Annotated in this window: 23 protein-coding genes; 6 read left to right on the top strand and 17 right to left on the bottom strand. The window is 65.4% G+C overall.

What is annotated here, in order from left to right; genetic code table 11:
• Window positions 1-14: 14 nt before the first annotated feature.
• Genes era through AC07YR_RS01630 form a run of 4 tightly spaced genes read right to left on the bottom strand, consistent with a single transcriptional unit; the run spans window position 15 to window position 3,853 of the window.
• Entirely contained in the window at window positions 15-971 is a 957-nt protein-coding gene (era, locus tag AC07YR_RS01615; protein WP_055803178.1) for a GTPase Era, read from the bottom strand.
• Window positions 955-2,298, bottom strand: coding sequence for a hemolysin family protein (locus AC07YR_RS01620; RefSeq protein WP_436057731.1), 1,344 nt, complete (start codon window positions 2,296-2,298; stop codon window positions 955-957). The genes era and AC07YR_RS01620 overlap by 17 nt, the downstream gene beginning before the upstream one ends.
• Window positions 2,295-2,768 carry an rRNA maturation RNase YbeY gene (ybeY, locus tag AC07YR_RS01625; RefSeq protein WP_055803182.1) on the bottom strand — a complete coding sequence of 158 codons (474 nt, stop codon included), beginning with the start codon at window positions 2,766-2,768 and terminating at the stop codon, window positions 2,295-2,297. Before ybeY ends, AC07YR_RS01620 begins: the two co-directional genes overlap by 4 nt.
• Window positions 2,765-3,853, bottom strand: a complete 1,089-nt coding sequence (locus tag AC07YR_RS01630; protein WP_055803185.1) for a PhoH family protein — start codon at window positions 3,851-3,853, stop codon at window positions 2,765-2,767. The genes ybeY and AC07YR_RS01630 overlap by 4 nt, the downstream gene beginning before the upstream one ends.
• A 375-nt stretch (window positions 3,854-4,228) precedes the next feature.
• Between AC07YR_RS01630 and AC07YR_RS01635 the strand changes: the two genes are divergently transcribed.
• Complete coding sequence (locus AC07YR_RS01635) at window positions 4,229-5,191, top strand: GerMN domain-containing protein (RefSeq protein ID WP_436059329.1); 963 nt, start codon at window positions 4,229-4,231, stop codon at window positions 5,189-5,191.
• A gap of 5 nt (window positions 5,192-5,196) precedes the next feature.
• Here the strand turns inward: AC07YR_RS01635 and AC07YR_RS01640 are convergent, their stop codons facing one another.
• The 3 genes from AC07YR_RS01640 to hrcA all read right to left on the bottom strand — a co-directional run bounded on the left by AC07YR_RS01640 (window position 5,197) and on the right by hrcA (window position 8,211).
• Window positions 5,197-5,973, bottom strand: coding sequence for a 16S rRNA (uracil(1498)-N(3))-methyltransferase (locus AC07YR_RS01640; protein WP_055803188.1), 777 nt, complete (start codon window positions 5,971-5,973; stop codon window positions 5,197-5,199).
• Window positions 5,974-5,975: 2 nt separating this feature from the next.
• Window positions 5,976-7,103 (bottom strand): molecular chaperone DnaJ, encoded by a 1,128-nt coding sequence (gene dnaJ / locus AC07YR_RS01645; RefSeq protein WP_028269153.1) that lies wholly within the window; start codon window positions 7,101-7,103, stop codon window positions 5,976-5,978.
• Between the two features lie 94 nt (window positions 7,104-7,197).
• A complete protein-coding gene (gene hrcA / locus AC07YR_RS01650) occupies window positions 7,198-8,211 on the bottom strand; it encodes a heat-inducible transcriptional repressor HrcA (RefSeq protein ID WP_055803189.1) in 1,014 nt (337 codons plus the stop codon).
• A 260-nt stretch (window positions 8,212-8,471) separates the two neighbouring features.
• Between hrcA and AC07YR_RS01655 the strand changes: the two genes are divergently transcribed.
• Both AC07YR_RS01655 and AC07YR_RS01660 read left to right on the top strand, forming a co-directional pair.
• A complete protein-coding gene (locus AC07YR_RS01655) occupies window positions 8,472-9,323 on the top strand; it encodes a DUF3097 domain-containing protein (RefSeq protein ID WP_436057732.1) in 852 nt (283 codons plus the stop codon).
• Window positions 9,324-9,468: 145 nt separating this feature from the next.
• Complete coding sequence (locus AC07YR_RS01660; protein ID WP_028269150.1) at window positions 9,469-9,888, top strand: DUF4870 domain-containing protein; 420 nt, start codon at window positions 9,469-9,471, stop codon at window positions 9,886-9,888.
• A gap of 43 nt (window positions 9,889-9,931) precedes the next feature.
• Here AC07YR_RS01660 and hemW read toward each other — a convergent pair whose 3' ends face one another.
• Both hemW and lepA read right to left on the bottom strand, forming a co-directional pair.
• Window positions 9,932-11,161, bottom strand: coding sequence for a radical SAM family heme chaperone HemW (gene hemW / locus AC07YR_RS01665; protein ID WP_436057733.1), 1,230 nt, complete (start codon window positions 11,159-11,161; stop codon window positions 9,932-9,934).
• Window positions 11,162-11,197: 36 nt separating this feature from the next.
• The gene (gene lepA, locus AC07YR_RS01670) at window positions 11,198-13,051 is read right to left on the bottom strand and encodes a translation elongation factor 4 (protein ID WP_200939380.1); all 1,854 of its coding nucleotides are present in this window, start codon (window positions 13,049-13,051) and stop codon (window positions 11,198-11,200) included.
• 178 nt (window positions 13,052-13,229) lie between these two features.
• Between lepA and AC07YR_RS01675 the strand changes: the two genes are divergently transcribed.
• Both AC07YR_RS01675 and rpsT read left to right on the top strand, forming a co-directional pair.
• The gene (locus AC07YR_RS01675; RefSeq protein ID WP_436057734.1) at window positions 13,230-13,811 is read left to right on the top strand and encodes a type II toxin-antitoxin system PemK/MazF family toxin; all 582 of its coding nucleotides are present in this window, start codon (window positions 13,230-13,232) and stop codon (window positions 13,809-13,811) included.
• 208 nt (window positions 13,812-14,019) lie between these two features.
• Complete coding sequence (gene rpsT, locus AC07YR_RS01680; protein ID WP_011692086.1) at window positions 14,020-14,280, top strand: 30S ribosomal protein S20; 261 nt, start codon at window positions 14,020-14,022, stop codon at window positions 14,278-14,280.
• 139 nt (window positions 14,281-14,419) lie between these two features.
• On the opposite strand, the gene holA is transcribed toward rpsT, so the two are convergent.
• The 3 genes from holA to AC07YR_RS01695 form a co-directional block, all read right to left on the bottom strand.
• On the bottom strand, window positions 14,420-15,433 hold the full coding sequence (gene holA / locus AC07YR_RS01685) for a DNA polymerase III subunit delta (protein WP_436057735.1): 1,014 nt from the start codon (window positions 15,431-15,433) through the stop codon (window positions 14,420-14,422).
• Complete coding sequence (locus AC07YR_RS01690) at window positions 15,367-17,160, bottom strand: ComEC/Rec2 family competence protein (protein WP_494732856.1); 1,794 nt, start codon at window positions 17,158-17,160, stop codon at window positions 15,367-15,369. The genes holA and AC07YR_RS01690 overlap by 67 nt, the downstream gene beginning before the upstream one ends.
• Window positions 17,161-17,344: 184 nt before the next feature.
• Window positions 17,345-18,283: a helix-hairpin-helix domain-containing protein gene (locus AC07YR_RS01695; RefSeq protein ID WP_436057737.1), complete on the bottom strand. Its 939-nt coding sequence runs from the start codon at window positions 18,281-18,283 to the stop codon at window positions 17,345-17,347.
• 196 nt (window positions 18,284-18,479) lie between these two features.
• Here AC07YR_RS01695 and AC07YR_RS01700 point away from each other — a divergent pair, with 196 nt between their 5' ends.
• Window positions 18,480-18,965, top strand: a complete 486-nt coding sequence (locus tag AC07YR_RS01700; protein WP_494732857.1) for a hypothetical protein — start codon at window positions 18,480-18,482, stop codon at window positions 18,963-18,965.
• 19 nt (window positions 18,966-18,984) lie between these two features.
• Here AC07YR_RS01700 and AC07YR_RS01705 read toward each other — a convergent pair whose 3' ends face one another.
• The 5 genes from AC07YR_RS01705 to AC07YR_RS01725 form a co-directional block, all read right to left on the bottom strand.
• Window positions 18,985-19,170 carry a hypothetical protein gene (locus AC07YR_RS01705; RefSeq protein WP_028269142.1) on the bottom strand — a complete coding sequence of 62 codons (186 nt, stop codon included), beginning with the start codon at window positions 19,168-19,170 and terminating at the stop codon, window positions 18,985-18,987.
• 59 nt (window positions 19,171-19,229) lie between these two features.
• Window positions 19,230-20,234 carry a DegV family protein gene (locus tag AC07YR_RS01710; protein WP_436057739.1) on the bottom strand — a complete coding sequence of 335 codons (1,005 nt, stop codon included), beginning with the start codon at window positions 20,232-20,234 and terminating at the stop codon, window positions 19,230-19,232.
• 73 nt (window positions 20,235-20,307) lie between these two features.
• Window positions 20,308-22,833, bottom strand: a complete 2,526-nt coding sequence (gene leuS, locus AC07YR_RS01715; protein ID WP_436057740.1) for a leucine--tRNA ligase — start codon at window positions 22,831-22,833, stop codon at window positions 20,308-20,310.
• A 337-nt stretch (window positions 22,834-23,170) separates the two neighbouring features.
• On the bottom strand, window positions 23,171-24,685 hold the full coding sequence (glpK, locus tag AC07YR_RS01720) for a glycerol kinase GlpK (RefSeq protein WP_028269139.1): 1,515 nt from the start codon (window positions 24,683-24,685) through the stop codon (window positions 23,171-23,173).
• A 61-nt stretch (window positions 24,686-24,746) separates the two neighbouring features.
• Window positions 24,747-25,496, bottom strand: a complete 750-nt coding sequence (locus AC07YR_RS01725; RefSeq protein WP_436057741.1) for an MIP/aquaporin family protein — start codon at window positions 25,494-25,496, stop codon at window positions 24,747-24,749.
• Between the last annotated feature and the right edge of the window lie 60 nt (window positions 25,497-25,556).

Consider the following 25,556-nt stretch of genomic DNA (forward strand, 5'->3'; position numbering starts at 1 on the left):
AATAGCGGTGCAGGCTAGAAACCGAGCTTGACCAGCTGCTTCGGGTCCCGTTGCCAGTCCTTGGCCACCTTGACGTGCAGGTCAAGGTAGATCCGCGTTCCAAGCAGCGCTTCGATGCCTTTGCGCGCATTGGTGCCGACTTCCCGGAGCCGGGCGCCGCCCTTGCCGATAATGATGGCTTTCTGGGAGGGCCGCTCCACGTAAAGGTTGACCCGGACGTCGAGGAAAGGGCTGTCCTCGGGCCGGCCTTCTCGGGGAACGATCTCCTCAACCACGACGGCGAGGGAGTGCGGAAGCTCGTCGCGGACGCCCTCCAGTGCGGCTTCACGGATCAGTTCGGCCACCATGACGGCCTCGGGCTCGTCAGTGAGGTGCCCGTCCGGATACAGCGGCTGGGACGGCGGCATGTGGCTGATCAGCACGTCGGCAACCGTGCTCACCTGGAAGCCATCCGTGGCCGACACCGGAACGATGTCCTTCCAGCCTTCCTCGCCGAGGACTTCGCGTCCCAGTGCGGCGACGGCAAGCAGCTGTTCAGTCAGTGCCTGCCGGTCCACGAGGTCGGCCTTGGTCACAATCGCAATGATGGGCTTCTTGCCCACCGCGGCCAGCTGCGCAGCGATAAAACGGTCGCCGGGGCCGATCTTCTCGTTGGCCGGAAGGCAGAATCCGATGGCATCCACTTCCGAAAGCGTGTCCGCCACGAGATCGTTGAGGCGCTTGCCAAGAAGCGTCCGCGGCCGGTGCAGGCCGGGAGTGTCGACGAGGATCAGTTGGGCGTCGTCCCGGTGGACGATTCCACGGATGGTGTGGCGCGTGGTCTGCGGCTTGGCCGAGGTGATGGCCACCTTCTTGCCCACCAGGGCGTTCGTCAGGGTGGACTTACCGGCGTTCGGCCTGCCCACAAGGATCGAAAATCCGGCACGGAAGCCGCCAAAGGCCTCGCCGTCCGCTTTATTCTGCTTGCTCACGTGGAACTCCCTGTTGCGTTGTTTCGGCCTCGTCGAGTAGGTCTTCAAGGTCAGTTTGTTCTGGAACAGCGCCCTTTGCAACGGGCGCCGCGATGATGTGGCTGACCCTGTTGCGGCGGCCTTCCAGGCGGTCTGCCCGCAGCGAGATCCCGTCCACTTCGACGGTGCTGCCGACGATGGGAACCCTGCCCAGGGCCTTGGCCAGCAGGCCGCCGACGGTATCCACTTCGTCGTCGTCGAGTTCCACATCAAAAAGCTCACCGAGGTCGTCGATGCCCATCCGTGCGCTCACGCGGTAACTGCCGTCACCCAGCGCAACGGCCTCGGCGCTCTCGGTGTCATACTCATCCACGATCTCGCCGACGATCTCCTCGATCAGGTCTTCGAGGGTGACCAGGCCGGCCGTTCCGCCGTATTCGTCGATCACGATCGCGACGTGCGTGGATTCCTTCTGCAGTTCGCGCAGAAGGTCGCTGACCTGTTTGGACTCCGGCACGTAGCGCACTTCGCGGGCAAGTTCATCCACGATGGGGGGTTCCTCCCCCGGGCGGAGGCTGTGCAGCGCCGCAGCTACATCCTTGAGGTAGACAATGCCCAGGATCTGGTCGGTGTTGTCCCGGATGACCGGGATCCGCGAGTAGCCTGACCGCAGGAACAGGGACATGGCCCGGTGCAGGCTCGAGCCGGCGTCGATGCTCAGGATGTCCGTCCGGGGCACCATCACCGCGCGAACCAGAGTGTCACCGAAGTCGAAGACGGACTGGATCAGTTCGGCCTCGTTGTCCTCGATCATGTCCGATTCGGTCGCGCGGTCCACGAGCTCGCGGAATTCCTCTTCACTGAACGAGGCCTCGTCCACGCCGCGTCCGCCCGGCGCCACGACGCTGCCCAGTGCGACTAGCCAGCCGGGGATGGGACCTAGGACCCAGCACAGGAAGCGGATGACCGGCGCCGTGGACCGGGCGACGGCTCCGGCATGTGCCCGGCCCAGTTGCCGCGGCGAAACGCCTACGATCACGAAGCCTACGAGGGCCATGATCCCGGTGGCAGCCAGCCCGGCGAGCCAGACACTGTCCCACAGGCTGTGCAAAAGGACAGCGACCGCCACGGCCGAGGCCATTTCGAACCAGATGCGCCAGAACCTCAGGGAGCGCATGTGCGCCATCGGCTGGTCCAGGATGCGTTTGAGGGCCTGCCCGTCGCTGCGAAGAACAGCTTCTTCGGCGTCGTGGCGGGGCAGGAAATTAAAGGCGGACTCGGCCGCTGTCAGCAGGGCGGCGAAACTCAGGAAGACTACCGCCATGCCAACGAGGATCAGTGGGGTCACTGCATCGTCTCTGACGGGGCTTCTTTGCCGGTGAAGCCCTCAAGCAGTTCCCGCTGCAGGCCGAACATCTCTTCTTTTTCTTCGGGGTCGGCGTGGTCGTAACCAAGGAGGTGCAGGATTCCGTGCGTGGTGAGCAGCAGCATCTCGTCCTGGGTGGAATGTCCCGCGTTCCGGGCCTGGACTTCCGCCACCTGCGGGCAAACGGCAATATCGCCGAGCATGCCCTGCGGTGTCGGCTTGTCCGGCGTACCCGGAGTCAGTTCGTCCATGGGAACGGACAGGACATCGGTGGCCCCGGGCTCATCCATGAGCTCGAGGTGCAGCTTTTCCATGGCGGGTTCGTCCACGAGCAGGATGGAAAGCTCAGCCTGGGGGTGGATGTACAGGCGTTCGAACACATACCGGGCCAGGGCAACCAACTCGGCTTCATCCACCTGGACGCCCGATTCGTTGTTTACTTCGATGCTCATGCGTGCTCTCCCCGCTTCTCCCGGGGCACGGAATGCTTCACCCGGTTCCTTTGTGCCTCGTCCCAAATACCGTAAGCGTTGACAATGTCGCCGACGAGGCGGTGGCGCACTACGTCCGAGGAATCCAGCACGCTGAAGTTGACGTCGTCAATGCCTTGGAGAATCTCCTCCACGATCCGGAGCCCGGAACGGGTGCCAAACGGCAGGTCCACCTGCGTGACGTCGCCGGTGACCACCATTTTGGAGCCAAACCCGAGCCGTGTCAGGAACATCTTCATCTGCTCCGGCGTGGTGTTCTGGGCTTCATCCAGGATGATGAACGCGTCGTTGAGGGTTCGGCCGCGCATGTATGCGAGCGGGGCCACTTCAATGGTGCCCGCCGCCATCAGCCGCGGGATGGACTCCGGGTCCATCATGTCGTGGAGCGCGTCGTAGAGCGGACGCAGGTACGGATCGATCTTGTCGCTGAGCGTCCCGGGCAGGAAGCCCAGCCGTTCGCCGGCTTCCACCGCCGGCCTGGTGAGGATGATGCGGCTGACTTCCTTCTGCTGCAGGGCCTGGACGGCCTTTGCCATGGCAAGGAAGGTTTTGCCGGTGCCTGCCGGTCCGATTCCAAAGATCACCGTGTTCGCGTCAATGGCGTCCACATAGTTCTTCTGGTTCAGCGTCTTCGGCCGGATTGTCTTGCCACGGCTCGACAGGATGTTGTATGTCAACACCTCAACCGGATTTTGGAGCGACTGGCTCCGGAGCAGGGCCGCGAGCTGCTGGAGCACTGCCGGTGTAATGACCGTGCCCCGGTCAACGAGTCCCCTTACTTCGTGGAGCAGGCGCATGATCCTGGGAACGTCGGCCGCGGGGCCGCTGATGGCCAGTTCATTGCCGCGGACATGGAAATCCACGGCAGGAAACTGTTCTTCGATAAAACGGAGGGCCTCGTCGTGACTGCCGAGGGACTGAACCATCTGTTCGGAGTTGTCGAAGATGACCACCTCCGTCCGGACACCGGGAAGACTGTGGGGAAATTCACCTGTGGTGCGCTCACCGGCGCTGAACCGGGGCCTTCCGTTTGTTGCTTCAGTCATGGTGCCGGCCTGCGGGCCTCTGGTCCCCTCCAGTTAGGAAAATTGTTTCTCTGGCCGATCACTTCGCTCCCGCTGCTTCAGCGTCGGACTCCGTGCGCGGCCGAGTCCTTATATCTTACGCCAGTAAGCCGTCCGGGGGCCGCGGGGCGTGGCTGCCGGGCGTTTGGCCGCGACCGCTTCGTTGCAGATTCCCGTCATTAGGTATCAACTTCGTATCGGCCTCGTATCGTTCCCGTTGCAGTTCGGCAATCCGTCCGCAAACGCCGCAGGGCGCCTGGGACTCTATGTAATGCTGGAATCCATCGCGGGCTTTCGCCCGTCTTGAACCACTTCATCGGCAACGTTTATCAGGACAGGGCAGGTACCGGGATCACCATGGAGACCAGGAAACCACGACGCCGGCAGACAGCAGGAGGCGGGCGGACACGTTCCGCAGTGCTCCTGTTTGTGCTGCCCGCTGCCATGGTGCTGTCCTCCTGCGTCGCCACTCCCCAGCCGTCCTTGAACACCGCTGCCAGCACCCCCCAGACAGTCACCGGATCCGCCACCGCGGGCGTTCCCAGCACGAGTGCCCCACTGGAAACCACGCAGGCTTCCAACAAGGCACCCGTGTACTGGATCGGCCGCAGCAACGAGAACGTCTACCTGTACCGCGAATTCCGGGATGTCCCGGAGCAGGAAAACCCTGTCACCAGGGCCCTGCGCTCCATGATGTCGGACAAGCCGCTGGATCCCGACTTCTTTACCCCGTGGCAAAACCCGAAGAAGCTGGCAACGTCGATCTCCGGCAAGAACGTCATCACGGTGGACGTCTCACCGGATGCCTTCAACAGCAACCTCGACGAGGACATGGCCAAGCGGGCCATCCAGCAGCTGGTCTACACGGCAACGGCCGCGGGAGCGAGCTCAGGGCTGGTGGACTCGGGCCAGCAAATCCAGGTGGTCATCCTGGTTGACGGGCACACCGATTACCTCGCCTTCAACCACGTTCGGCTGGGCAGTCCCACTCCGCGCGGGGCAGGCATGGTGGCCCCGGTCTGGATCATCGATCCCCAGGAAGGTGTGGGCGTCCCCGACGGCAGCGTCAAGATCAGCGGACGGAGCACGCTGCCCGGGGGCAAACTTCGGTGGAAAATCCTGAAAGTCGACGGCAGCAGCGACAAGACCGCCTATTTGGGCGGCGAAGTCACTGCCTCGGCAGACCAGGCACAGTCCGGACTTTTCTCGATGAATGTCAACCTGGCGCCGGGAAATTATGAGATCCGGGTATTCCAGGTCGACCCGGGGAACCCCGACCGGGAACTGAACGTGGACTCCCGCGGTTTCAAGGTTTCCTAGCGGGGCTACCAGCGACCCAGGATGTCGCTGGCGAGCACCGTGGCGGCCGGTCCTGCCGTGGATGACCTCAGTACATGGTGGCCAAGGAGCGCCGTCACGGCACCGGCCCCGCACAGCCTGGTAACCTCCCGCGGACTGATGCCCCCTTCGGGCCCCACAATCAGCAGGATTTCGCGCGGCCCCGGCTCCGGTGCCCCGGCGTTGTTCTCGCACCACGCCTCGAGCACGCTCCGCAGCGGACGCACGGCATCCTCATGGAGGATGATGGCCAGGTCCGCGGCGGAGACTGCGGCCTGAAGTCCGGCACCGTCGACGGCGGCACGGACTTCAGGAATCCAAGCCCGCCGCGCCTGTTTGGCGGCTGCGGTCACCACGGACTGCCATTTGGCGTGGGCCTTCGCGGCCCGTTCGCCTTTCCACCGGACGATGGAGCGTTCGGACTGCCACGGGATGATCGCGTCGATCCCCAGTTCGGTGGCGGTTTCTGCGGCGAGTTCGTCCCGGTCCCCTTTGGCCAGTGCCTGGACCAGGACCAGGCGGAGGTCCGGGCGCTCCTCCGTGTCGAGGACTGAACACTCCACCGTCAGTTCACCTTGGCCAACGGCGGCGACCGTGCCGGTGAGCCTTTTGCCGGCGCCGTCGGCGATGTCAACGGATTCCCCCACGGCAATCCGCTTGACGGTGACCGCGTGCCTCGCCTCTGCGCCCTCGAGGACAAAGTGCGAACCGGGAACCTGGTGGTCCAGGGCTCCCGGGGTTGCGAAAAAGACAGGGTTGCTCACCGCTACAGGTTACCGAGCCGGTCCCGCAGCTTGGCGAAGACACCGCCGCTGGCGGAGAGTTTCCCTTCGGTGTACTGCTCGCCACGGAGTTTCGCGAGCTGCCGCAGCAGGTCTTCCTGCGCGGCATCAAGCTTGGCCGGGGTCTCGACCTGCAGGTGCACTTTCAGATCGCCGCGGCCGTAGCCCCGGAGGTGGGTGACGCCGAGCCCGCGAAGGGTGATGACCTCACCGGACTGGGTGCCCGCCTTGACGTCGATTTCCTGCTGGCCGTCGAAGGTGTCGAGGCTGAGTTCGGTGCCAAGGGCTGCGGCAGTCATCGGGATGTGCAGGGTCGCGTGAAGGTCATCGCCGTCGCGTACGTACGTCGCGTCATTGTTGACCCGGATCTCCACATACAGGTCGCCGGAGGGTCCGCCGGCAGGGCCGGCTTCGCCCTGGCCGCCAAGCTGGATCCGGGTTCCGGTGGCAACGCCGGCAGGGACCTTGACCGTCAGCGAACGCCGGCTGCGGATGCGGCCCTGCCCGTTGCATTCATTGCAGGGATCCTTGATGACGGTTCCGAAGCCTTCGCAGGAGCCGCAGGGCGCCGCCGTCATGACCTGGCCCAGGATGGAACGGACGGCCCGCTGGACCTGGCCGCTGCCCCCGCAGATGTCACAGCGCACGGGGTGGGTCCCGGGCTGGCAGCAGGAACCCTCGCAGGTGGGGCACGTTACGGCAGTGTCCACTTCGAGCTTCTTGTTGACGCCGAAGACGGCGTCGCGGAGGTCGATGCGGACGCTGATGAGGGCATCCTGCCCCCGGCGGACACGCGAGGCAGGTCCGGATGAGCCGCCCGCACCGAAGAAGGTGTCGAAGATGTCCTGGAAGGCGAAGCCCTGTCCCGAGTAGCCGGCGCCGCCAAAACCGTTATCGGTGCCGTTCTCGTTGCCGGTGGTGTCGTAGACGCGGCGCTTCTGCGGATCGGACAGCACTTCATAGGCGTGCGTGACAGCCTTGAAGCGGTCCGAGGCATCCTCACCGGGGTTCACGTCCGGGTGCAAAGTGCGCGCAAGCTTTCGGTAGGCCTTCTTGATCTCTTCGCCCGTCGCTTCGGGTGAGACTCCAAGAACGTCGTAGTGGCTGCTCAAAGTTCGTATCTCTTCCTGGTTGTACTGCCTGTGATGCTGCTGCCGCACCCCGGAAGCCGGGACACGGAGGCCGGGTTGGCTGATGAAGGGCCGGTCACGGCCCGAGGATCCTGGAAAGGTAGCGTGCCACGGCACGGACCGCGGCCATGGTGGTGGGATAGTCCATCCGGGTGGGGCCAAGGACGCCAACCTTGGCACTGGAACCGGGCCCGTAGCCTGTGGCCACCACCGAGGCTTCCGCGAGGCCGTCGTAGGGATTCTCCCGGCCGATGCTGACGGTCACGCCGCGGGGGTCCTGCGCCATTTCGCTGAGCAGGCGGAGCATGACCACCTGTTCCTCAAGCGCCTCGAGGACCGGGCCGATGCTCAGCGGGAAGTCAACGTTGGACCGCGCGAGGTTGGCGGTGCCGGCCATGACCATCCGCTCTTCGCGGGTGCTGCTGGCCAGGGCATCCAGGCCGCGGGCCAGCGCCTGGGCGGCGTGCCGGCGTGCCGGTTCGCAGCTTGCGACGACGGCGGGCAGCGCCTGCGGGAGCAGGCTCAGCGGCGTCCCCGACAGGCTTTTCAGGAACCGTGAGCGAAGGCCGGCAAGGGCCTCGTCGCTGAGTTCCTGGCCGACGTCGATGACCCGCTGCTCGACCTTTCCGGTGTCCGCAATCAGGACGGTGAGGACCTGGCGCGGCGCCAGCAGCACGAACTCGATGTGCCGCACCATGGCACGACTGAGGTGCGGATACTGCACCACGGCCACCTGGTTGGTCAGCTGCGACAGCAGCCGCACCGTGCGTTCCAGGACGTCGTCCAGGTCTTCCGATCCTTCGAGCAGCGTCTGGATGGCCCGGCGTTCCGCCTGCGACAGCGGCTTGACGGCGGAAATCTGGTCGACGAAGAGCCGGTAGCCCTTATCCGTGGGGATGCGCCCGGCGCTGGTGTGCGGCGCCGTGATTAGGCCCTCATCTTCCAGGGCCGCCATGTCATTGCGGATCGTGGCGCTGGAGACCCCCAGATGGTGCCTCTCCACCAGGGCCTTGGAGCCCACAGGTTCGCGGGAATGGACGTAGTCCTCCACGATGGCGCGCAGTACTTCAAGCTTGCGTGGTTCGCTCATTCTCCACCTCCGATCGGCTTCACCCGGGCCGCGGACCGGCTCTGTCGCCTGCCAGATCCCGTCTACCGTTAGCACTCGTCATGTCTAAGTGCTAACCAGTCTAATATGAGTCGCCGCGTTGTTAGCATTGGTACCGCTCCGGGCGAAACTCCGGAGCAGGACAAGACATGCACCTCCGTGACGCCACGGGCGCCGCTGTTCCCCTTCTCCTGTTTCACTTTCTGTGTTCACTTTTTCTAGCGCAAGGTTGTGTCTATCCGATGTCGTACCAGAACTGGGGCCCGCAGGACATCACGGCTCCCCGGAAAACCGAGCTTCCCGAAGTGCCGGTTGAACGCGGCATGGTGCTGGAAGACGTGCAGTCCGGCTGGGTGGGCGCCGTCACCAGGGTGGAGAAGTCCGGCGGGATGCATGTTGTTGCCCTGGAGGACCGGCGCGGGAAGTCCCGCACGTTCCAACTTGGCTACGGGTTCCTCCTGGAGGGCCTGCCGATCCGGCTGATGCCCCCGGCACCGCGCGCCCAGGCAGCCTCCGGCACATCCGGCAGGACGGCCTCCGGATCCGTGCGGGTGGCAGGCCAGCGCGCCCAGGTGGCCAAGGCCAGCCGCATCTGGGTGGAAGGCAAACACGACGCCGAACTTGTGGAAAAGGTCTGGGGTGACGACCTCAGGGTGGAGGGCATCGTCGTCGAGCCCTTGCACGGAATTGACGATCTTACGGCTGCGGTAGCCGCATTCCGGCCGGGTCCGGGCCGGCGGCTGGGAGTGCTGGTGGACCACTTGGTTGCCAATTCCAAGGAATCACGGATCGCCGATGCCGTGATGGCGTCCCCGGGCGCTGCGGGCAACGTCCTCATCGTGGGCCATCCCTATGTGGATGTGTGGCAGGCCATTCGGCCGGCAGTGCTCGGCATCGACGCGTGGCCGGTTATTCCGCGGGGCGTGGACTGGAAGACCGGGATCCTGACAGCCTTCGGCTGGCCGCACGAGACTAAGGAAGACATTGGCCTCGGCTGGCAGAAGCTGCTGGGGGCGGTGCGTAGTTACGCCGACCTGGAACCGTCCCTGCTGGGCCGCGTGGAAGAGGTCATCGACTTCCTCACGGTGCCCTAGGCGGAAGTTACCAGTGCGTTAGGCGGAAGTCGAACTCTCCGAATGCACCCCCGACCCAGTATTCTTGATAAGGCGGTTGTTGCTCCTGTGGCAGCGTCCGCTTATCCGGGAACCACCGCACCACTGCAATCCGAAGGACGACACCTTGGCAGAAGACGCACGTGAACAACGGGACAACCAGGCCGGCCATGGCCAGCCCCAGTATCATGGTGTCCCCGCCAACGCCCTGCCGCTGACGGCCAACGAAGACCGGCAGTGGGCAACCCTCGCGCACTTCGGCGGCATCCTTGGGTGCGTCCCGTCGCTGTTGATCTACCTGATTTTCAAGGACCGCGGACCGTTCACGGCGCAGGAATCCAAGGAAGCGCTGAACTTCACCCTGCCTCCCACGATCGCTGCAGTCATCTGCAACATCCTGGTGCTGCTGCCGGTGGTGGGGAACATCTTCGCGGTGCTGGCCACACTGATTTGGATCGCCGTGACGTGCTTCTCCGTGGCAGCCGGGATCCATGTGAACCGCGGCCAGCCGCACCGCTACGACTTCAACCTGCGCTGGATCAAGTAACCGGCACAATCGAACACCGGCTTCGAGCACCGGCCGGGTGCGCTCAGTCGGGCAGGATCCTTCGCACCACGGCGTCGGCAAGCAGCCGGCCCTTCAAGGTGAGCACCAGCCGTCCGCGGAAGGCCGACACGGGATCCACCAGGCCATCCGCGATCAGCCCGGCGACGGCGTGCTGGCCGGACGTTCCCAGCCCGGACACATCGAGTCCGCTGCTGAGCCTGGCTTCGAGCATGACCCGCTCGACGTTCCGGGTTTCGGCGTCGAGCGTTTCCCGGCCCGCCGCCGGCGACACGCCGCCGGAAAGCCTCCCCGCGTACGCCGTAGGGTGCTTCACGTTCCACCAGCGGACTCCGCCGACATGTGAATGCGCACCGGGGCCGATCCCCCACCAGTCGTCACCACGCCAGTACGCCAGGTTGTGCCGGCAGGCCTGCTCCGGTGTGCGCGCCCAGTTGCTGACCTCGTACCAGCTCAGCCCTGCCTCGCCGATCAGCTGATCGCCGAGTTCGTATTTGTCGGCGTGGTCGTCGTCGTCGATTCCAGGGACTTCACCGCGGCGGATCTGGGCTGCCAGTTTGGTGCCGTCCTCCACGATGAGCGCATAGGCGCTGATATGGTCCGGCTCATAGGACAGCGCGGTCTCCAGCGAGTACCGCCAGTCGGCCAGGGACTCCCCCGGTGTTCCGTAGATCAGGTCCAGGCTCACGGCCAGTCCCGCCTCCCGCGCCCACCGCACCACCTGCGGCACGCGGCTGGGCGTGTGCGTGCGGTCCAGGACTTTGAGCACGTGCGGAACTGCTGATTGCATCCCGAAGGACACGCGGGTGAAGCCGGCATCAGCCAGCAGCTGGAGCGATTCAGGGGTGACGGAATCCGGATTGGCTTCGGTGGTGACTTCAGCCCCGGGCTCCAGCCCCCATACCTCGATGGCGGCGCCCAGGATCCGGGCGAGGTCTTCTGCGGGGAGCAACGTGGGCGTGCCGCCGCCGAAGAAGACAGTGCTCATGCGACGGTCCGGTAGCCCGGAGGTTTTGAGCACCTCCGCGGCCAGCCTCACCTCGGATATGGCGGTGGAGGCATACGCATCCTGGGACGCACCGCCGCCAAGTTCAGTTGCGGTGTAGGTGTTGAAGTCGCAATAACCGCAGCGGACGGCGCAGAACGGGATGTGCACGTAGAGCCCGAAGGCCCGGTCCGCCGCACCGTCTGCTGCTTGGGGAGGCAGCAGACCGTCCGACGGCGCCGGGTCACCCAGGGGAAGAACGCTAGGCATTGCGGCGGCTCCGCAGGGTTGCGGCGACGGTCATCACTACTTCTTGGCCTTGTCCTTGGATTCGTCCGTGGTCAGCGCGGCGATGAAGGCTTCCTGGGGAACCTCGACGCGGCCCACCATCTTCATCCGCTTTTTGCCTTCTTTCTGCTTTTCGAGCAGTTTGCGCTTACGCGATATGTCACCGCCGTAGCACTTGGCAAGGACGTCCTTGCGGATGGCACGGATGCTTTCACGGGCAATGATCCGGGAACCGATGGCAGCCTGGATCGGCACTTCGAACTGCTGGCGGGGAATGAGCTCACGCAGCTTGCCGGTCATCATCACACCGTAGGCGTAGGCCTTCTCCCGGTGGGTGATCGCACTGAAGGCGTCCACCTGTTCGCCCTGGAGCATGATGTCGACCTTCACAAGGTCGGCCACCTGGTCGCCGTCGGCCTTCCAGTCCAGCGAGCCGTAGCCGCGGGTCTTGGACTTCAGGATGTCGAAGAAATCGAAAACGATTTCAGCCAGCGGCAGGCGGTAACGGATTTCCACCCGGTCCTCGGAGAGGTAGTCCATGCCGCCCATCACGCCGCGCCGGCTCTGGCACAGCTCCATGATGGCCCCGACGAACTCGTTCGGCGCCAGGATGGTAGCGGACACCATCGGCTCACGGACCTCCGCGACCTTGCCGGTGGGGTATTCGCTGGGGTTGGTGACGTGGACAACCTTCTTGTCCTCCAGGGTGACCTCGTACTCCACGTTGGGGGCGGTGGAAATCAGGTCCAGCTTGTACTCGCGTTCGAGCCGTTCACGGGTGATTTCCAAGTGCAGGAGGCCCAGGAAACCGACGCGGAACCCAAAGCCCAGCGCAGCCGAGGTTTCCGGCTGGTACACCAGTGCGGCGTCGTTGAGCATGAGCTTCTCCAACGCGTCGCGGAGCACCGGGTAGTCGGTGCCGTCCAGCGGGTACAGGCCGGAGAAAACCATGGGCTTGGCGTCTGCGTAGCCCGGGAGTGACTGGGAAGCAGGCTTGGCCAGGTTGGTGACGGTGTCGCCCACCTTGGACAGGCGGACGTCCTTCACGCCGGTGATGAGGTAGCCCACTTCGCCGACGCCGAGGCCCTTGGACGGGGTGGGCTCCGGAGAGCTGACACCGATCTCAAGGAGTTCGTGCGTGGCGCGGGTGGACATCATCTGGATGCGTTCACGCGGGTGCAGCATTCCGTCGACCACCCGGACGTAGGTGACAACACCGCGGTAGGTGTCATAGACCGAGTCGAAGATCATGGCGCGGGCGGGGGCGTTCGGGTCGCCCACGGGGGCCGGCAGGTCACGGACGATCTTGTCGAGCAGCACTTCCACGCCCATGCCGGTCTTGCCCGAGACACGCAGCACGTCGTCGGGGTCGCCGCCGATCAGGTTGGCGAGTTCCTCCGCGTACTTCTCGGGCTGGGCCGCGGGAAGGTCGATCTTATTGAGGACCGGAATAATCGTGAGGTTGTTCTCCATCGCCAGGTACAGGTTGGCGAGGGTCTGGGCCTCAATGCCCTGGGCCGCGTCCACGAGCAAAACTGCACCTTCACAGGCAGCCAGGGAACGGGATACCTCGTAGGTGAAGTCGACGTGGCCGGGAGTGTCGATCATGTTCAGGGCATAGCTGGTGCCTTCAACTTCCCAAGGCATGCGGACTGCCTGGGACTTGATGGTGATGCCACGCTCACGTTCGATATCCATGCGGTCCAGATACTGGGCCTTCATGTCGCGGGACTGAACGACGCCGGTGTACTGCAACATGCGGTCAGCCAGAGTGGATTTACCGTGGTCAATGTGCGCAATGATGCAGAAGTTCCGGATGATGGCCGGATCTGTTGCGGCGGGCACCGGGGCGGTGCGGGCCATGGGAGACACGCAGGGTCCTTACTGTTGGCATTTCCGCGGCTGTGCTCAGGACGGCCGAAGCCGTCGCAGGACCTGCCGCACGTGAACTTATAGTGTCCCACGTCCTGCCCCCGCTCGGTGCATTGTTTGCGTGATCGGGCTGCGGGACCGCGAACGGCACCGATCCGGGGCACAGTATCGTTGCAGGATGGCATTCAACCTCCGCTCCCTTGGCAACGCCGTCCGTACCGTATTCCGCCTCCTGGAGGGGCGCCCGGCCGAGGATGCCACGGACCGACGGCGCAAGCGCCCTGCCGGACCGGTCCGACCGGCGCCGGGCCGTGCCACGAAGCCGTCAGCACAGCCCGAGACCGGCGCGGGCATCACCGGGACATACCCGGGTGACTTCACGGGCGCCGCTCATGTCCGGTATGCCCCCTCCCCCAACGGCAAGCCGGAACCGGGTGAAGTGGTGTGGACGTGGGTTCCCTACGAAGAGGACCATTCGCAGGGCAAGGACCGGCCGGTGCTCCTGATCGGAAGCCGCGGGCGGTACCTGCTGGGGCTCATGCTCACCAGCAAGGACCACGACCAGGACCGCAGGAATGACGACAGTTACGTGGATATCGGCACCGGCAGCTGGGACCGGCAGCGCCGGCCCAGCGAAGCCAAACTGGACCGCATCATCCAGGTCAGCGCGGCGGACATCCGCAGGGAGGGCGCCGTCCTGGACCGGAAGCGTTTCGACGGCGTCGCGTCTGCACTCCGCGAGTTTCACGGCTGGAGCTGACGAAAGTTCCGAAGGGGCACGGGATCAGCAGGGCAGGCGTCAGCCGAGGCAGCAGCATTGCAGGGCATCTGCTATTATTGACAGCTGTGTGTCCGTGCAGGTCGACGGCCACTGATGGTTGGCCGCCATAGGTATCCCCACGCCGCTCAGTCAATGGCCAATCTGAAAGCCCTCTAGACCATTTCCGCATTAAAAAGAGAGTTCACACGTGGCTAATATCAAGTCCCAGAAGAAGCGCATCCTCACCAACGAGAAGGCTCGCCTGCGCAACAACGCAGTCAAGTCGGAGCTGAAGACGGCCATCCGCGCCGTCAACACCGCCGTTGAGTCCACCGACAAGGATGCCGCTGCTGCTGCGCTGGTTGCTGCAAGCCGAAAGCTGGATAAGGCTGTCAGCAAGGGCGTTCTTCACAAGAACAACGCTGCAAACCGCAAGTCGGCGATCTCCAAGAAGGTCAACGCACTCTAAGGTTTTCCAGTTCAACTGAACTGATGATCGTGGCCGGCACCCCTCGCGGGTGCCGGCCACATCCATTTAACCCTCTTAGCTCGTTGACCCGCTCCAGCTCACAGCCGGCTAGCTCGCAGGCGGGTAGGTCACCGCAGGCCTAGCGGCGCACCGACGTCGCGATGACGGTGACCGCGTGTTCCACTGCGTACACGGGGTCCCGGGAAAGGCCTTTGACCTGCGCATCCGCTTCGGCCGTCACCTGGATGGAGCGGACCAGGCCTTCCGGCGTCCAGCGCCGGACGTCCCGCTGCGCCTGTTCCACCAGCCACGGCTGCATGCCAAGCTGCCGCGCAATCTGGGCCGAGGAACCGTGTGCGCCCGCAACTTTGGCTACCGTGCGGAGTTTGGCGGCCAGCGCGGCCACTAGCGGAACAGGGTCTGCCCCTGTTGCCAGGGCGTGGCGAAGCGTGGAGAGTGCCAGCGGAGCATTGCCGGCCAGGGCGGCGTCGGCAACTTTGAAGGCCGTCGCCTCGATCCGGCCGCCGTAGTAGCGGTCCACCATGTCTGTATCGACAGTCGTGGCTGCATCCGCGATGAGCTGGCTGCAGGCCGCGGCGAGTTCCGACAGGTTGGCTCCCACCGCATTGACCAGGGCATGAACGGCCTCGGGCTCGATGCGGCGCCCTGCCGCCTTGAATTCGGAGAGCACGAACGCCGACTTGTCCGCGTCCTTTTTCAGAGGCTGGCAATCGACCACGGGCCAGCCCGCAGACTTGATGGCGTCCAGCAGCTTCTTGCCCCTGACTCCGCCGCCGTGGCGGACCACCAGCACTGCGTCAGGCTCCGGATCCGCCAGGTATTTGAGGGCGTCCGCGAGGAAGGCGTCATTCATCGCTTCAGCGGACTCCACCTCGATGAGCTTGGATTCCCCGAACAGCGAAGGGCTGACGTTCATGGCGAGGGCGCCGGGTTCGTAACTGCCTGCGTTGAGCCTGGTGACTTCGACATCCGGCTGGGCTGCACGGACCTGCGACCTGATCCGGTCCATGGCGCGGATGCCGAGGTATTCTTCGGGTCCGCCGATCAGCACGACACTGGCCGGCGCTACATCGCGCCAGGTGGCCGTCGCTGATGTTGCCGGTTTGGATCGTGCTTTTTGCGCAGCGGCCACTCTTGGTTCCTCCCGGAATTCCGATTAATACCTCTAAGGCTCCCACGGCGGCGGCGCACATCAAAGCCGGTGAACGGTGGCACCAGCTCCAGCAGGTCGATGGTCCTTCGGTGCGCCGCCAGGACCAGTGTGGCCACGGCGCGCGGGTGCAGAATGAGCCAGAGGAGCAGTACGGAGCAGGCGGAGAATGACACCATGGTGGCCGCGCCGAACGGCCCCTCCGGCCATGGCAGGGCCGCGCCGGGCAAGGCCGCGAAGAACCTGGCGACGGCGGCGACTCCGGCCGAGCAGCCACCCGCAACCGCCATGGGAACATTGGCCGCCCATGGCGCGAGCGGCACCAGCGGCACGGCCGCAGTGCCGAGGATGGTGACCGGTGCCACGAGGGGCGCAGCCACCATGTTTGCCAGGAGGGCGTAGGACGAAAACTGGGGCTGCAGCAGGACGATGACCGGCCCGCAGAAGAGCTGGGCGGAAAGCGGTACCGCCAGGCCGGCGGCAAGCCAGCGCGGGACAACCGGCGGCAGCCATTCCATGATCCGCGGCCCGGCAAGCACGATGCCGAGCGTGGCCAGCACGGACAGCAGGAAGCTGAAGCTGGTACCGAGTGCCGGGTCTGCCATGAGGAGTCCGGTCACCGCGAGGCAAAGGAAGCTCAGCCCGCGACCGGCCCGGCCGCCGGACAGGGATACGAGCCCGATCGCCCCCATCAGCGCTGCCCGGAGGACACTTGCATCCGGACCCACCATCAGGACGAATAGTGCCAGTCCGGTGAGCGCGGCTGCCGCGGCCGGGGCCCGGGGTAGTCGAACACTCCGCGCGGCCAGCAACAGCGCCCCCAGGATGAGGCTGCAGTTGGCCCCGCTGACAGCGGTCAGGTGGGTCATGCCGACAGTCTTCATGGCGCTTTCCAGCTGTTCATCGAGGAAGCCCGTATCACCCGTGACCATTCCTGGCAGGAGGCCGCGGGCATCGCCGCCGATCCATTCCGCGGCAGCGGCAAACCCGCTCCGGAGCGCGACAGGTCCTTCCCGCCATGCCGAGGGGGCAACCGTGGTGGCCGGGCCGGTGGTGGCGGACAAAGTGCCCGCCTGTGCCTGGCCGGCATCGGCCGGCTGCAGTTTTCCTGTGGTCCGGACCCGCTGCCCGGGGACCACGTGCTGCCAGTCGTCACCGCCCACGATCAGCACGCGTGCATCACCCCTGATGAGGCGCCCGTTTGCGATGATCGTGATCGCTGTTGCCTGGACAGCCCACCGGCCGGATCCGGTGCGGCCGGGAACCTTGAGTTCACGCGGCGAGCCTTCTATCTCCGCCTCAACCACAACTGCGGAGCGGGCCGTCACGGCGTCCGCCACGGGTCCGTCATGCTTCTGGGACGCTGCTACCGCCGCGTGGGACGCGACGGCTGCCGATAGCACCAGGGCAACGGCAAGAGTGGTCAGGAAGCTGCGCGGCGCCAGCCCAATCCCGTGAGTCCGCACCCGGCGCCGGCTGATCACCACAAGCAGCACCACGGCCGAGAGGAGGAGTCCCCCGATCAACACGCAGAGCGCGGGCAACGGCAACCAGACACCGCCGACGGCGGCCGTCCAGGTGAGGAGGGCACAAGGTGCCAGGCGAAGGTCAGTCCTGCGCCGTGGTCTCCCGCCGGCTCCGGACGCAGCAGGTTTTCCGATTCCCTGCGCCCTGTCCTCCGGCGGGGGAAGAAGGCGGGCGGCAACCATAGCCCGCAGTCCCGCAGACGTCCGGGGCACAATGCCCTGGATACCGGCGGAGCGTGTTCCCGGTGTACTAGGAAAAATCGAAATCGGGTCACCGGTAGCACGCCGCGGCGGCAGCAAGGCCTCGTCCTGCCCGCCCCGGACGGCTGCGTCGACGAAGCGCTGCCACGGACTGGGGCGGCCCATCTCAGGAGACCCGCACGAGCGGCAACAGCGTTTCCAGCATCTTAGGGCCGACGCCGTCCACGGCGTCGAGTTCCTCTACGGCGCTGAACCGTCCGTGTTCCTTCCGCCAATCAAAGATGCGCTGGGCCAGGACGGGCCCTACCCGGGGCAGTGTCCCCAGTTCCTCCACGGACGCCGTATTCAGGTCGACTTTGGCACTGCCTGTTCCCTGCCCGCCGGAACCTGTTCCGTCGGACCCGGTTTCGTTGCCAGCCGTTCCCTGGGCCTCCGCCGGATCCCCCGCCTGCGGAACGTGGATCTTCTGGCCATCTGCCAGCACGGAGGCCAGGTTCAGCCGTTCCAGGTCAGCCGTGGCCGTACTGCCTCCGACGGCGGCGATTGCCTCGTGGATCCGGCTGCCTTCCGGCAGTTCCACAACACCTGCCCTGTTGACCGCCCCCGTGACATGAACCACGATCTTCCTGCCGGAGGCAGGCCCGGAAGCCTGCCCTCCTTCTGACGTCCCGCCGGACTCCCCCGGGTCTGTCCCGGTGCTTCCATCCGGCTGCCCGCGTGCGTCCGGGGTGCTGACATCGCTCAGCGGCACCACCTGGCCGCGGCTGCTGGCGACGTCCCACCAGAACCAGCCGCCCAGCAGGAGGCTCACTATTCCCAGCAGCACCGCAACGCGGATGCCTGTGCGCCACCTGAACTTCGCGGGTCCGGAGGCCCTGCCACCGGCGGAGGCGTCAGGCGTATCCAGATCCGGCTGCGCACCGCCGTCGTAGGTGAAAGTCCCTTGGCCGGGGGCTCCGTGCTCCAGCAGCCCCTGTCCTGTGGCCCCGGCTGTTCCTGGCCCGCCGCTGTCATCACCGCCGGCCGGCCCAAGGGAAGCCGTCAGCCGCCGCCGTGCACGCGTGGCCGCGGCAGGTGCTCCCGCTTCCGCTTTCCGGGGTGACATACCCACAACGCTAGGAGAACACGGCGGGAACGGACACTGCGGAGGGCCGTATGTGGAAAGCGGCCGCACAACAGGTCACCGGGACGACGGCCGGTATTTTCACCATTGAATTTACATATTGACGGGGAAGCGCCGCCGCCTTAGCATTTTGCCCTGCCCCGAATCCTGGGAAAGAGTCTGAAGAATGGGGACGGTCATGATGGCAAAAAGGTCTGTGCTCTTTTCCGGTTGCGGAGTTGGTCTGGGGCTCCTGCTTGCGACCGGCGCGACGCCAGCCGGCGCGGCAGGCAACGCGGCAGGTAGTGAAGGGACCCAGTTCACCGAATACTCGTCGTGTATCACGGATGAGCTTTCCGGCTGGACGTTTTGCCAGACGGGCACTGATCGGCACATCGAGGTGCATACGCCGAGCGGAGTCGCAGTCTTCCAGGGAAGCGGTGACGTGAGCGCCACCCAGATCTCCCCCGACGGCGAAACCATCACAGTGGACAACACGCACAAGTTCGTCAGCGTGTTTGCCTACTACGAAAGCCCGTGGTCCTTCGACGCTAATGTCATCAAAACCGGCGCGACAAGTGTCTACACGTTTCCCGATGGTGCCTCCTGCACCATCGTGTCGGACAGCATCAGCGTCCTCGAGAAAAGCCGCTACAACCGTGACACGGTGACCTGCAGCCCCTGACCCGGACTGTTCCAACTGGCTACTTCTGGTAAGTGATGTAGGCCTCGTACTGGACCCGCCATGCGTCAGGCGCCTTCGGATCGGGCACCGTCGTGGTGAGGAACTGGACGCTCGTCACCTGGCCCTTGAGATACTTCAGCCAGTTCGTCACTTCTTCGGACACGTCCTTGTCGAACTGCGCCACGTGGTGCACCTGCATTGTCATGGAAGCCTCCTTGCTCGGTAGGGAGCGTGCTTGGTGGGGAGACTGTACTACCGGCGCCGCTATTGGGCCAGAGCGGGCTCCTTTTGCGGTGTGCTGCTCTCCCCCACGATCACGGCGAGGACACCCAGCCCCGCGTGGGCGGCGAGGACGGCCGGCAGCGAACTGATCTGCGCGGGGGGTACGTCCGGGAGCGAGGCTGCCAGCCGTTCCGCAAGCTCAGCGGCTTCCCCGGGATTGCCGAAGTGGTGGACGGCCAGGCGGGCCTGGCCGGGGGGACGCGCGGCGGCGTCCGCCACCACAATTTCCTCGAGGCGCGCCACGGCCCGCGAGGCGGACCTGACCTTTTCCAGCGGAACGATTTTCCCGTCATCCACGGCGAGGATCGGCTTGATGGCAAACATCGTCCCCCACAGGGATGCCGCCGCTCCGATCCGGCCTCCGCGGCGTAGCTGCTCCAGGCTGGGTAAATAGAAATACACCCTGGTACGGGCCAGCCGTTCTTCCGCAAAGGCGCGCACTTCAGGGGCTGCCCGGCCGTCTGCCGCCGCGACCACCGCACTCTGCACACCCATGCCCAGTGCCATGCCCACGGTCTTCGAGTCGACCACTTCCACGGGGATGCCGACGCGCGATGCCGCGAGCCTGGCGGAGTCGGCAGTTCCGGAAAGTGCCCCGGAAATATGCACGGAGACCACCGCTTCGAAGCCGCGGCGCTGCGCCGCAAGATAGGCCTGCTCAAACTGGCCGGGCGACGGCCGCGACGTCTTGACCGGCGTGCCCGTAGCCAGCGCCACCGCAATGGTCTCGGTGATGTCGTCTTCGCCTTCGCCGTAGATCTCGGGCCCCACCATAACGGGCATGGGAACCACGGTCAGCCGGCCGTCGGCGGCAAAGTCCATGACCCAGTCGGCCGGAAGCGCCGCTGCGGAATCGGTCACCACCGCAGTGCGCACGACGGCGGCCGTAACCACTTCCTGTGCCGCGCCCGCCGTTCGGGAAGACTGGCGCAGGCGGGCCAGCCGTTCCTTCAGCCACGGCCATCCGGCCGGCTCCCGGTCGTTCACGGCGTCCCCCTGCTGCTACGGTCGGTCAAACATCATGGCCGGCCGCCGGCGATACCGGCGGCCGGTGTCCCGGCTAGGCCGGGACGATGTTGACCAGTTTAGGGGCACGCACGATGACCGTGCGGATACCGCGCCCGTCGAGGGCGCGCTGGACGTTCTCCGACGCCAGGGCCAGTTCACGCAGCTCGTCCTCGCCGATCCCCGGGGAGACCTCGAGCCGGTCGCGGACCTTGCCCTGCACCTGGACCACGGCGGTCACGGTTTCCTGCACGAGGAGTGCTTCGTCATGCGCGGGCCAGCCGGCGTTCGCCACCGAGGCGGGATGCCCCAGCACATTCCACATGTCCTCGGCCGTGTAGGGCGCAAAAAGGCTCAGGATGACCGCAACGGCTTCCGCCGCTTCGCGGACCGCTGGATCCGCCCCGCCTGCACCCGAGTCGATGACCTTGCGGGTCGCGTTGACAAGCTCCATCAGTTTGGCCACCACAACGTTGAACTTGTTGCCGTCCAGCAGTGCGGCGGCGTCGGCGATGGTGCGGTGCGTGACAGAGCGCAGCGCGCGGTCTCCCTGGGCAGCGTCCGTTCCGGGCGCGCTGGTGACATCCTGCGCCAGGCGCCACGCCCGGGCCAGGAACTTGGCGGAGCCCGACGGCGAAACGTCCGCCCAGTCGACGTCGTCCTCCGGCGGGGAGGCGAAAATCATGGTGAGCCGCACGGCGTCAACGCCGTACTTGTCCAGCTGTTCTCCGAGGTCAACACCGTTGCCCAGTGACTTGCTCATGGCCTTGCCCCCGTTGAGGACCTGGCCCTGGTTGAGCAGTGCGCTGAACGGCTCGTCGGCGTCGATCATGCCGAGGTCGTGGATGACCTTGGTGAAGAACCGTGCGTACAGCAGGTGCAGGATGGCGTGCTCCACGCCGCCCACGTACTGCCCCACGGGCATCCAGTCGTTGATCTTCTCCGGGTCGAAGGGACCCTCGGTGTACTGCGGGGAAACGAACCGCAGGAAGTACCAGGACGAGTCAACGAACGTGTCCATGGTGTCGGTGTCGCGCTTGGCGGGGCCGTGGCAGTTGGGGCACTCAACGTTGACCCAGGCTTCGGCGGCGGCGAGCGGGGACGTGCCCTTCGGGGACAGGTCTTCACCGCGCAGGTCGGCCGGCAGGGTGACGGGCAGCTGTTCGTCGGGAACAGGGACCTCGCCGCAGGCGGGGCAGTGGATGATCGGGATGGGCGTGCCCCAGAAGCGCTGGCGGCTGAGCAGCCAGTCACGGAGGCGGAAGTTGACGAATTTTTCGCCGGTTCCCTGTTTCTCCAGCATGTCGATCGCGGCCGGGATGGCCTCAGCCTTGGGCAGGCCGTCGAGCACGCCGGAGTTGATCAGGGTGCCTTCTCCCGCCGTGGCCGTACCGGTGACCGCGGGGTCGTCCTCTCCCGTGTCCAGCACGGCGCGGACGGGCAGGTCGAAGGTTTTGGCGAAGTCCAGGTCGCGCTGGTCATGGGCGGGGACAGCCATGATGGCGCCCGTGCCGTAGTCAGCCAGGACATAGTCCGCTGCCCAGACCGCCAGCTTTTCGCCGTTAAGGGGGTTGACCGCGTAACGGCCGGTGAACACGCCCGTCTTTTCCCGTTCGGTGGACTGCCGTTCGATTTCGGACAGCGCCTTGACCTGTTCGCGGTAGGCGTCCAACGCGGCGGCGTGCTCGTCCGTGACCAGTTCGACTGCCAGCGGCGCGTCTGCGGCGACAACGAAGAACGTGGCACCGTACAGGGTGTCCGGGCGGGTGGTAAAGACAGTGACGTCCTTGGCCGGCTTCTCGCCGTCGGCTTCGATCACGAAGTTGACGTGGGCGCCTTCGGAGCGGCCGATCCAGTTCTTCTGCATGGCCAGGACGCGCTCGGGCCAGTGGCCGCGCAGCTCGTCCATGTCGTCCAGCAGGCGGTCGGCGTAGTCGGTGATCTTGAAGTACCACTGGTTCAGGGACTTCTTGGTCACGGCGGTGCCACAGCGTTCGCAGGCGCCGTTGACCACCTGTTCGTTGGCCAGCACGGTCTGGTCCTTGGGGCACCAGTTGACCGGGGAATCCTTCCGGTACGCCAGGCCGCGCTCGTAGAAGCGCTTGAACAGCCACTGGGTCCAGCGGTAGTACCCCGGGTCGGAGGTGTGCAGGCGCCGCGACCAGTCTGCGGAGATGGCGTAGCGCTTGAAGGACGCCGCCTGGGTGTCGATATTGGCGTAGGTCCACTCGCTGGGATGCGCATTGCGCTTGATGGCGGCGTTCTCTGCGGGCAGGCCGAAGGAGTCCCAGCCGATCGGGTGCAGGACGTCAAAGCCCTTCTGGCGCAGGTACCGCGCGACGACGTCGCCCATGGCAAACGCTTCGGCGTGGCCCATGTGCAGGTCACCTGAGGGGTAAGGGAACATGTCGAGGACGTAACGGCGCTCGCGCGAGCCGTCGTCCAGGGGGGTGAACACCTTGAGGTCTTCCCACACCTGCGGCCATTTGGCCTCCATCGCGGCGAAGCTGTAGGTGCCCTCCTCGGGACCTTCCGTTGCGACTGCTGCTGTTCCGGTCTCTGTCTCCGGCTGAACGCTCACTGCTGCCCTCTTCTGTTCTGTACCGCTTGTCGTAAGGCTCTGGCGTCCTGTCCCGCCCCGGCCTCCTGATCCCCTGCTTGTGGCCGGGGGATAACCCCAGACACACAAAAGCCCCTCGACATGGAGGGGCGGCCGCTCGGCAATCCGTACTTGGTCGGGATACCGCGCGGCTAGCTAAGCAGAAGGATCGCACGCATAGAACTACTTTAGCGCACCTCCACCATCACCTGAACGTAAGTCGCCACGAGCGGCTGAATAGCTGACGGACAAGTTGATGGCAGCCGCACCTCGCCGGGACGGGCGGGGCAGCTGCGGCTGCCATCAACGACAGGTCAGACTACTTCACGTCCTCGTCGACCCAGTCCATGGACTTCGTCACGGCCTTCTTCCAAAGGCGCATCTGGCGGTCCCGTTCCCCTGCGTCCATCTGCGGTTCCCAGCGCTTGTCCTCGGACCAGTTGGCCGAGCACTCCCCCAGGTCCTTCCAGAACCCGACGGCAAGGCCGGCAGCATAGGCAGCACCGAGGGCCGTGGTCTCCACGACCTTCGGCCGGATCACCGGAACGCCCAGGATGTCCGCCTGGAACTGCATCAGGGCGTCATTGGCGACCATGCCGCCGTCGACCTTCAACTCCGTCAGCGGAACACCGGAGTCCGCGTTGACGGCGTCGAGCACCTCACGGGTCTGGAAGGCAGTGGCCTCCAGGGCCGCACGGGCGATGTGGTTCCTGTTGACGAAGCGGGTCAGGCCCACGATGGCGCCGCGGGCGTCGGACCGCCAGTACGGTGCGAACAGTCCCGAGAACGCCGGCACGATGTAAACGCCGCCGTTGTCCTTGACCGAGGCGGCGAGCGTTTCCACTTCCGGGGCACTGCTGATCAACCCGAGGTTGTCCCGCAGCCACTGGATGAGGGATCCGGTGACGGCGATGGAGCCTTCCAGCGCATAGTGCGGAGCAGCGTCCCCCAGCTTGTAGCCCACCGTGGTCAGCAGGCCGTTCTTGGAGTGGACGATTTCCTCGCCGGTGTTGAAGATCAGGAAGCAGCCGGTGCCGTAAGTGTTCTTGGCCTCGCCGGCCTCAAACGCCGCCTGGCCGAACGTTGCCGCCTGCTGGTCGCCAAGAATGCCGGCAACCGGGGTTTCGCGGAGCAGCTGTGAGGTGTGGACCGTGCCATAGACCTCGGAGGAGGACTTGATGGCCGGCATCATGGAGGCTGGAACGCCGAAGGCATCCAGAATCTCCTGGTCCCAGGACAGTGTGTCGAGGTCCATGAACATGGTCCGGGAGGCGTTGGTGACGTCGGTGACGTGCACGCCGCCGTCCACTCCGCCCGTGAGGTTCCACAGGACCCAGCAGTCCGTGTTGCCGAAGACCAGATCGCCGGCTTCGGCCTTGGCACGCGCGCCCTCCACGTTGTCCAGGATCCACTTGATCTTGGTGCCGGAGAAGTACGTTGCCAGCGGCAGGCCCACCTTCTGCTTGAAACGCTCCGGGCCGCCGTCCTTGGCCAGTTCGTCGACGATGTCCTGGGTCCGGGTGTCCTGCCAGACGATGGCGTTGTATACGGCCTCGCCCGTCGTTTTGTCCCAGACAACGGCCGTTTCGCGCTGGTTGGTGATGCCGACGGCGGCGATGTCGTGCCGGGTCAGGTTTGCCTTGGACAGGGCGGACGCGATGACCTCGCGGGTGTTGTTCCAGATTTCTGCGGGGTCGTGTTCCACCCAGCCTGCCTGCGGAAAGATCTGCTCGTGTTCCATCTGGCCCGAGGAGACGATGCTGCCGCTGTGGTCGAAGACGATGGCGCGGGTGCTGGTGGTGCCCTGGTCGATGGCGATTACGTACTGGTTCATGTTGACGTCCTTGTCTGTTGTCTGAAGGGCTTGGAGGGGGTCTTGGAAGGCCGGACGGGGATCAGGAAGCCGCCGCGGCGATGATCGGCACTACTGCTGCGACGGCGCCGGCGAGTCCGCCGCCTACCAGCGGCCCGACAACCGGGATCCAGGAATAGCTCCAGTCGCTGGAGCCCTTGCCCTTGATGGGCAGCAGTGCGTGGGCGATACGGGGACCGAGGTCGCGGGCGGGGTTGATGGCGTAGCCGGTGGGGCCGCCGAGGGACACGCCGATGCCGACAACCAGCAGGGCAACGGCCAGCGGGCCCAGTCCCGAAGGGGTCCCGCCGAGGGTCAGGATGACGAAGACGAGGACAAAGGTGCCGATGATCTCGGTGATCAGGTTCCACGGTGTAGAGCGGATGGCCGGGCCGGTAGAAAACACGGCAAGCTTGCTGGCGGGCTCCGGCTCGGCGTCGAAGTGCTGCTTGTGGGCCAGCCACATGACCACTGCACCCAGGAACGCGCCCAGGAACTCACCGCCGAAGTAGGTCAGCGTAGATGCGAAGTCGACACTCACGCCGGGAGCATACTCCGTCTTACCGTTGAGCAGCAGGCCGAAAGTGACGGCGGGATTCAGGTGTGCGCCGGACTTGGCGGCCACGAAAACACCGCAGAAGACCGCAATGCCCCACCCCCAGGTGACCATCAGGAATCCGCCGTTGTTGCCCTTGGTGCCTTTGAGCGCGACGTTTGCCACAACGCCGCAACCCAGCAGGGTCAGCATCGCGGTTCCGAATACTTCGGAAAGGAAAACAATTCCAAGAGACATCTTTGACTCCTCTATTTTCTGTTGTCAGCCCTTCGCGAGTTTGAAGGGCTGTTGGGCCGG

This window comes from Arthrobacter sp. GW460-12-1-14-TSB2 (assembly GCF_059423525.1).

Excerpts from the sequence above, each read along its gene's own strand:
- ybeY (WP_055803182.1), bottom strand. The coding sequence starts at position 2,768 with ATGAGCATCGAAGTAAACAACGAATCGGGCGTCCAGGTGGATGAAGCC.
- AC07YR_RS01630 (WP_055803185.1), bottom strand. The coding sequence starts at position 3,853 with ATGACTGAAGCAACAAACGGAAGGCCCCGGTTCAGCGCCGGTGAGCGC.
- AC07YR_RS01635 (WP_436059329.1), top strand. The coding sequence starts at position 4,229 with ATGGAGACCAGGAAACCACGACGCCGGCAGACAGCAGGAGGCGGGCGG.
- hrcA (WP_055803189.1), bottom strand. The coding sequence starts at position 8,211 with ATGAGCGAACCACGCAAGCTTGAAGTACTGCGCGCCATCGTGGAGGAC.
- AC07YR_RS01655 (WP_436057732.1), top strand. The coding sequence starts at position 8,472 with ATGTCGTACCAGAACTGGGGCCCGCAGGACATCACGGCTCCCCGGAAA.
- hemW (WP_436057733.1), bottom strand. The coding sequence starts at position 11,161 with ATGCCTAGCGTTCTTCCCCTGGGTGACCCGGCGCCGTCGGACGGTCTG.
- AC07YR_RS01675 (WP_436057734.1), top strand. The coding sequence starts at position 13,230 with ATGGCATTCAACCTCCGCTCCCTTGGCAACGCCGTCCGTACCGTATTC.
- AC07YR_RS01690 (WP_494732856.1), bottom strand. The coding sequence starts at position 17,160 with ATGGTTGCCGCCCGCCTTCTTCCCCCGCCGGAGGACAGGGCGCAGGGA.
- AC07YR_RS01695 (WP_436057737.1), bottom strand. The coding sequence starts at position 18,283 with ATGTCACCCCGGAAAGCGGAAGCGGGAGCACCTGCCGCGGCCACGCGT.
- AC07YR_RS01700 (WP_494732857.1), top strand. The coding sequence starts at position 18,480 with ATGATGGCAAAAAGGTCTGTGCTCTTTTCCGGTTGCGGAGTTGGTCTG.
- AC07YR_RS01705 (WP_028269142.1), bottom strand. The coding sequence starts at position 19,170 with ATGACAATGCAGGTGCACCACGTGGCGCAGTTCGACAAGGACGTGTCC.
- glpK (WP_028269139.1), bottom strand. The coding sequence starts at position 24,685 with ATGAACCAGTACGTAATCGCCATCGACCAGGGCACCACCAGCACCCGC.
- AC07YR_RS01725 (WP_436057741.1), bottom strand. The coding sequence starts at position 25,496 with ATGTCTCTTGGAATTGTTTTCCTTTCCGAAGTATTCGGAACCGCGATG.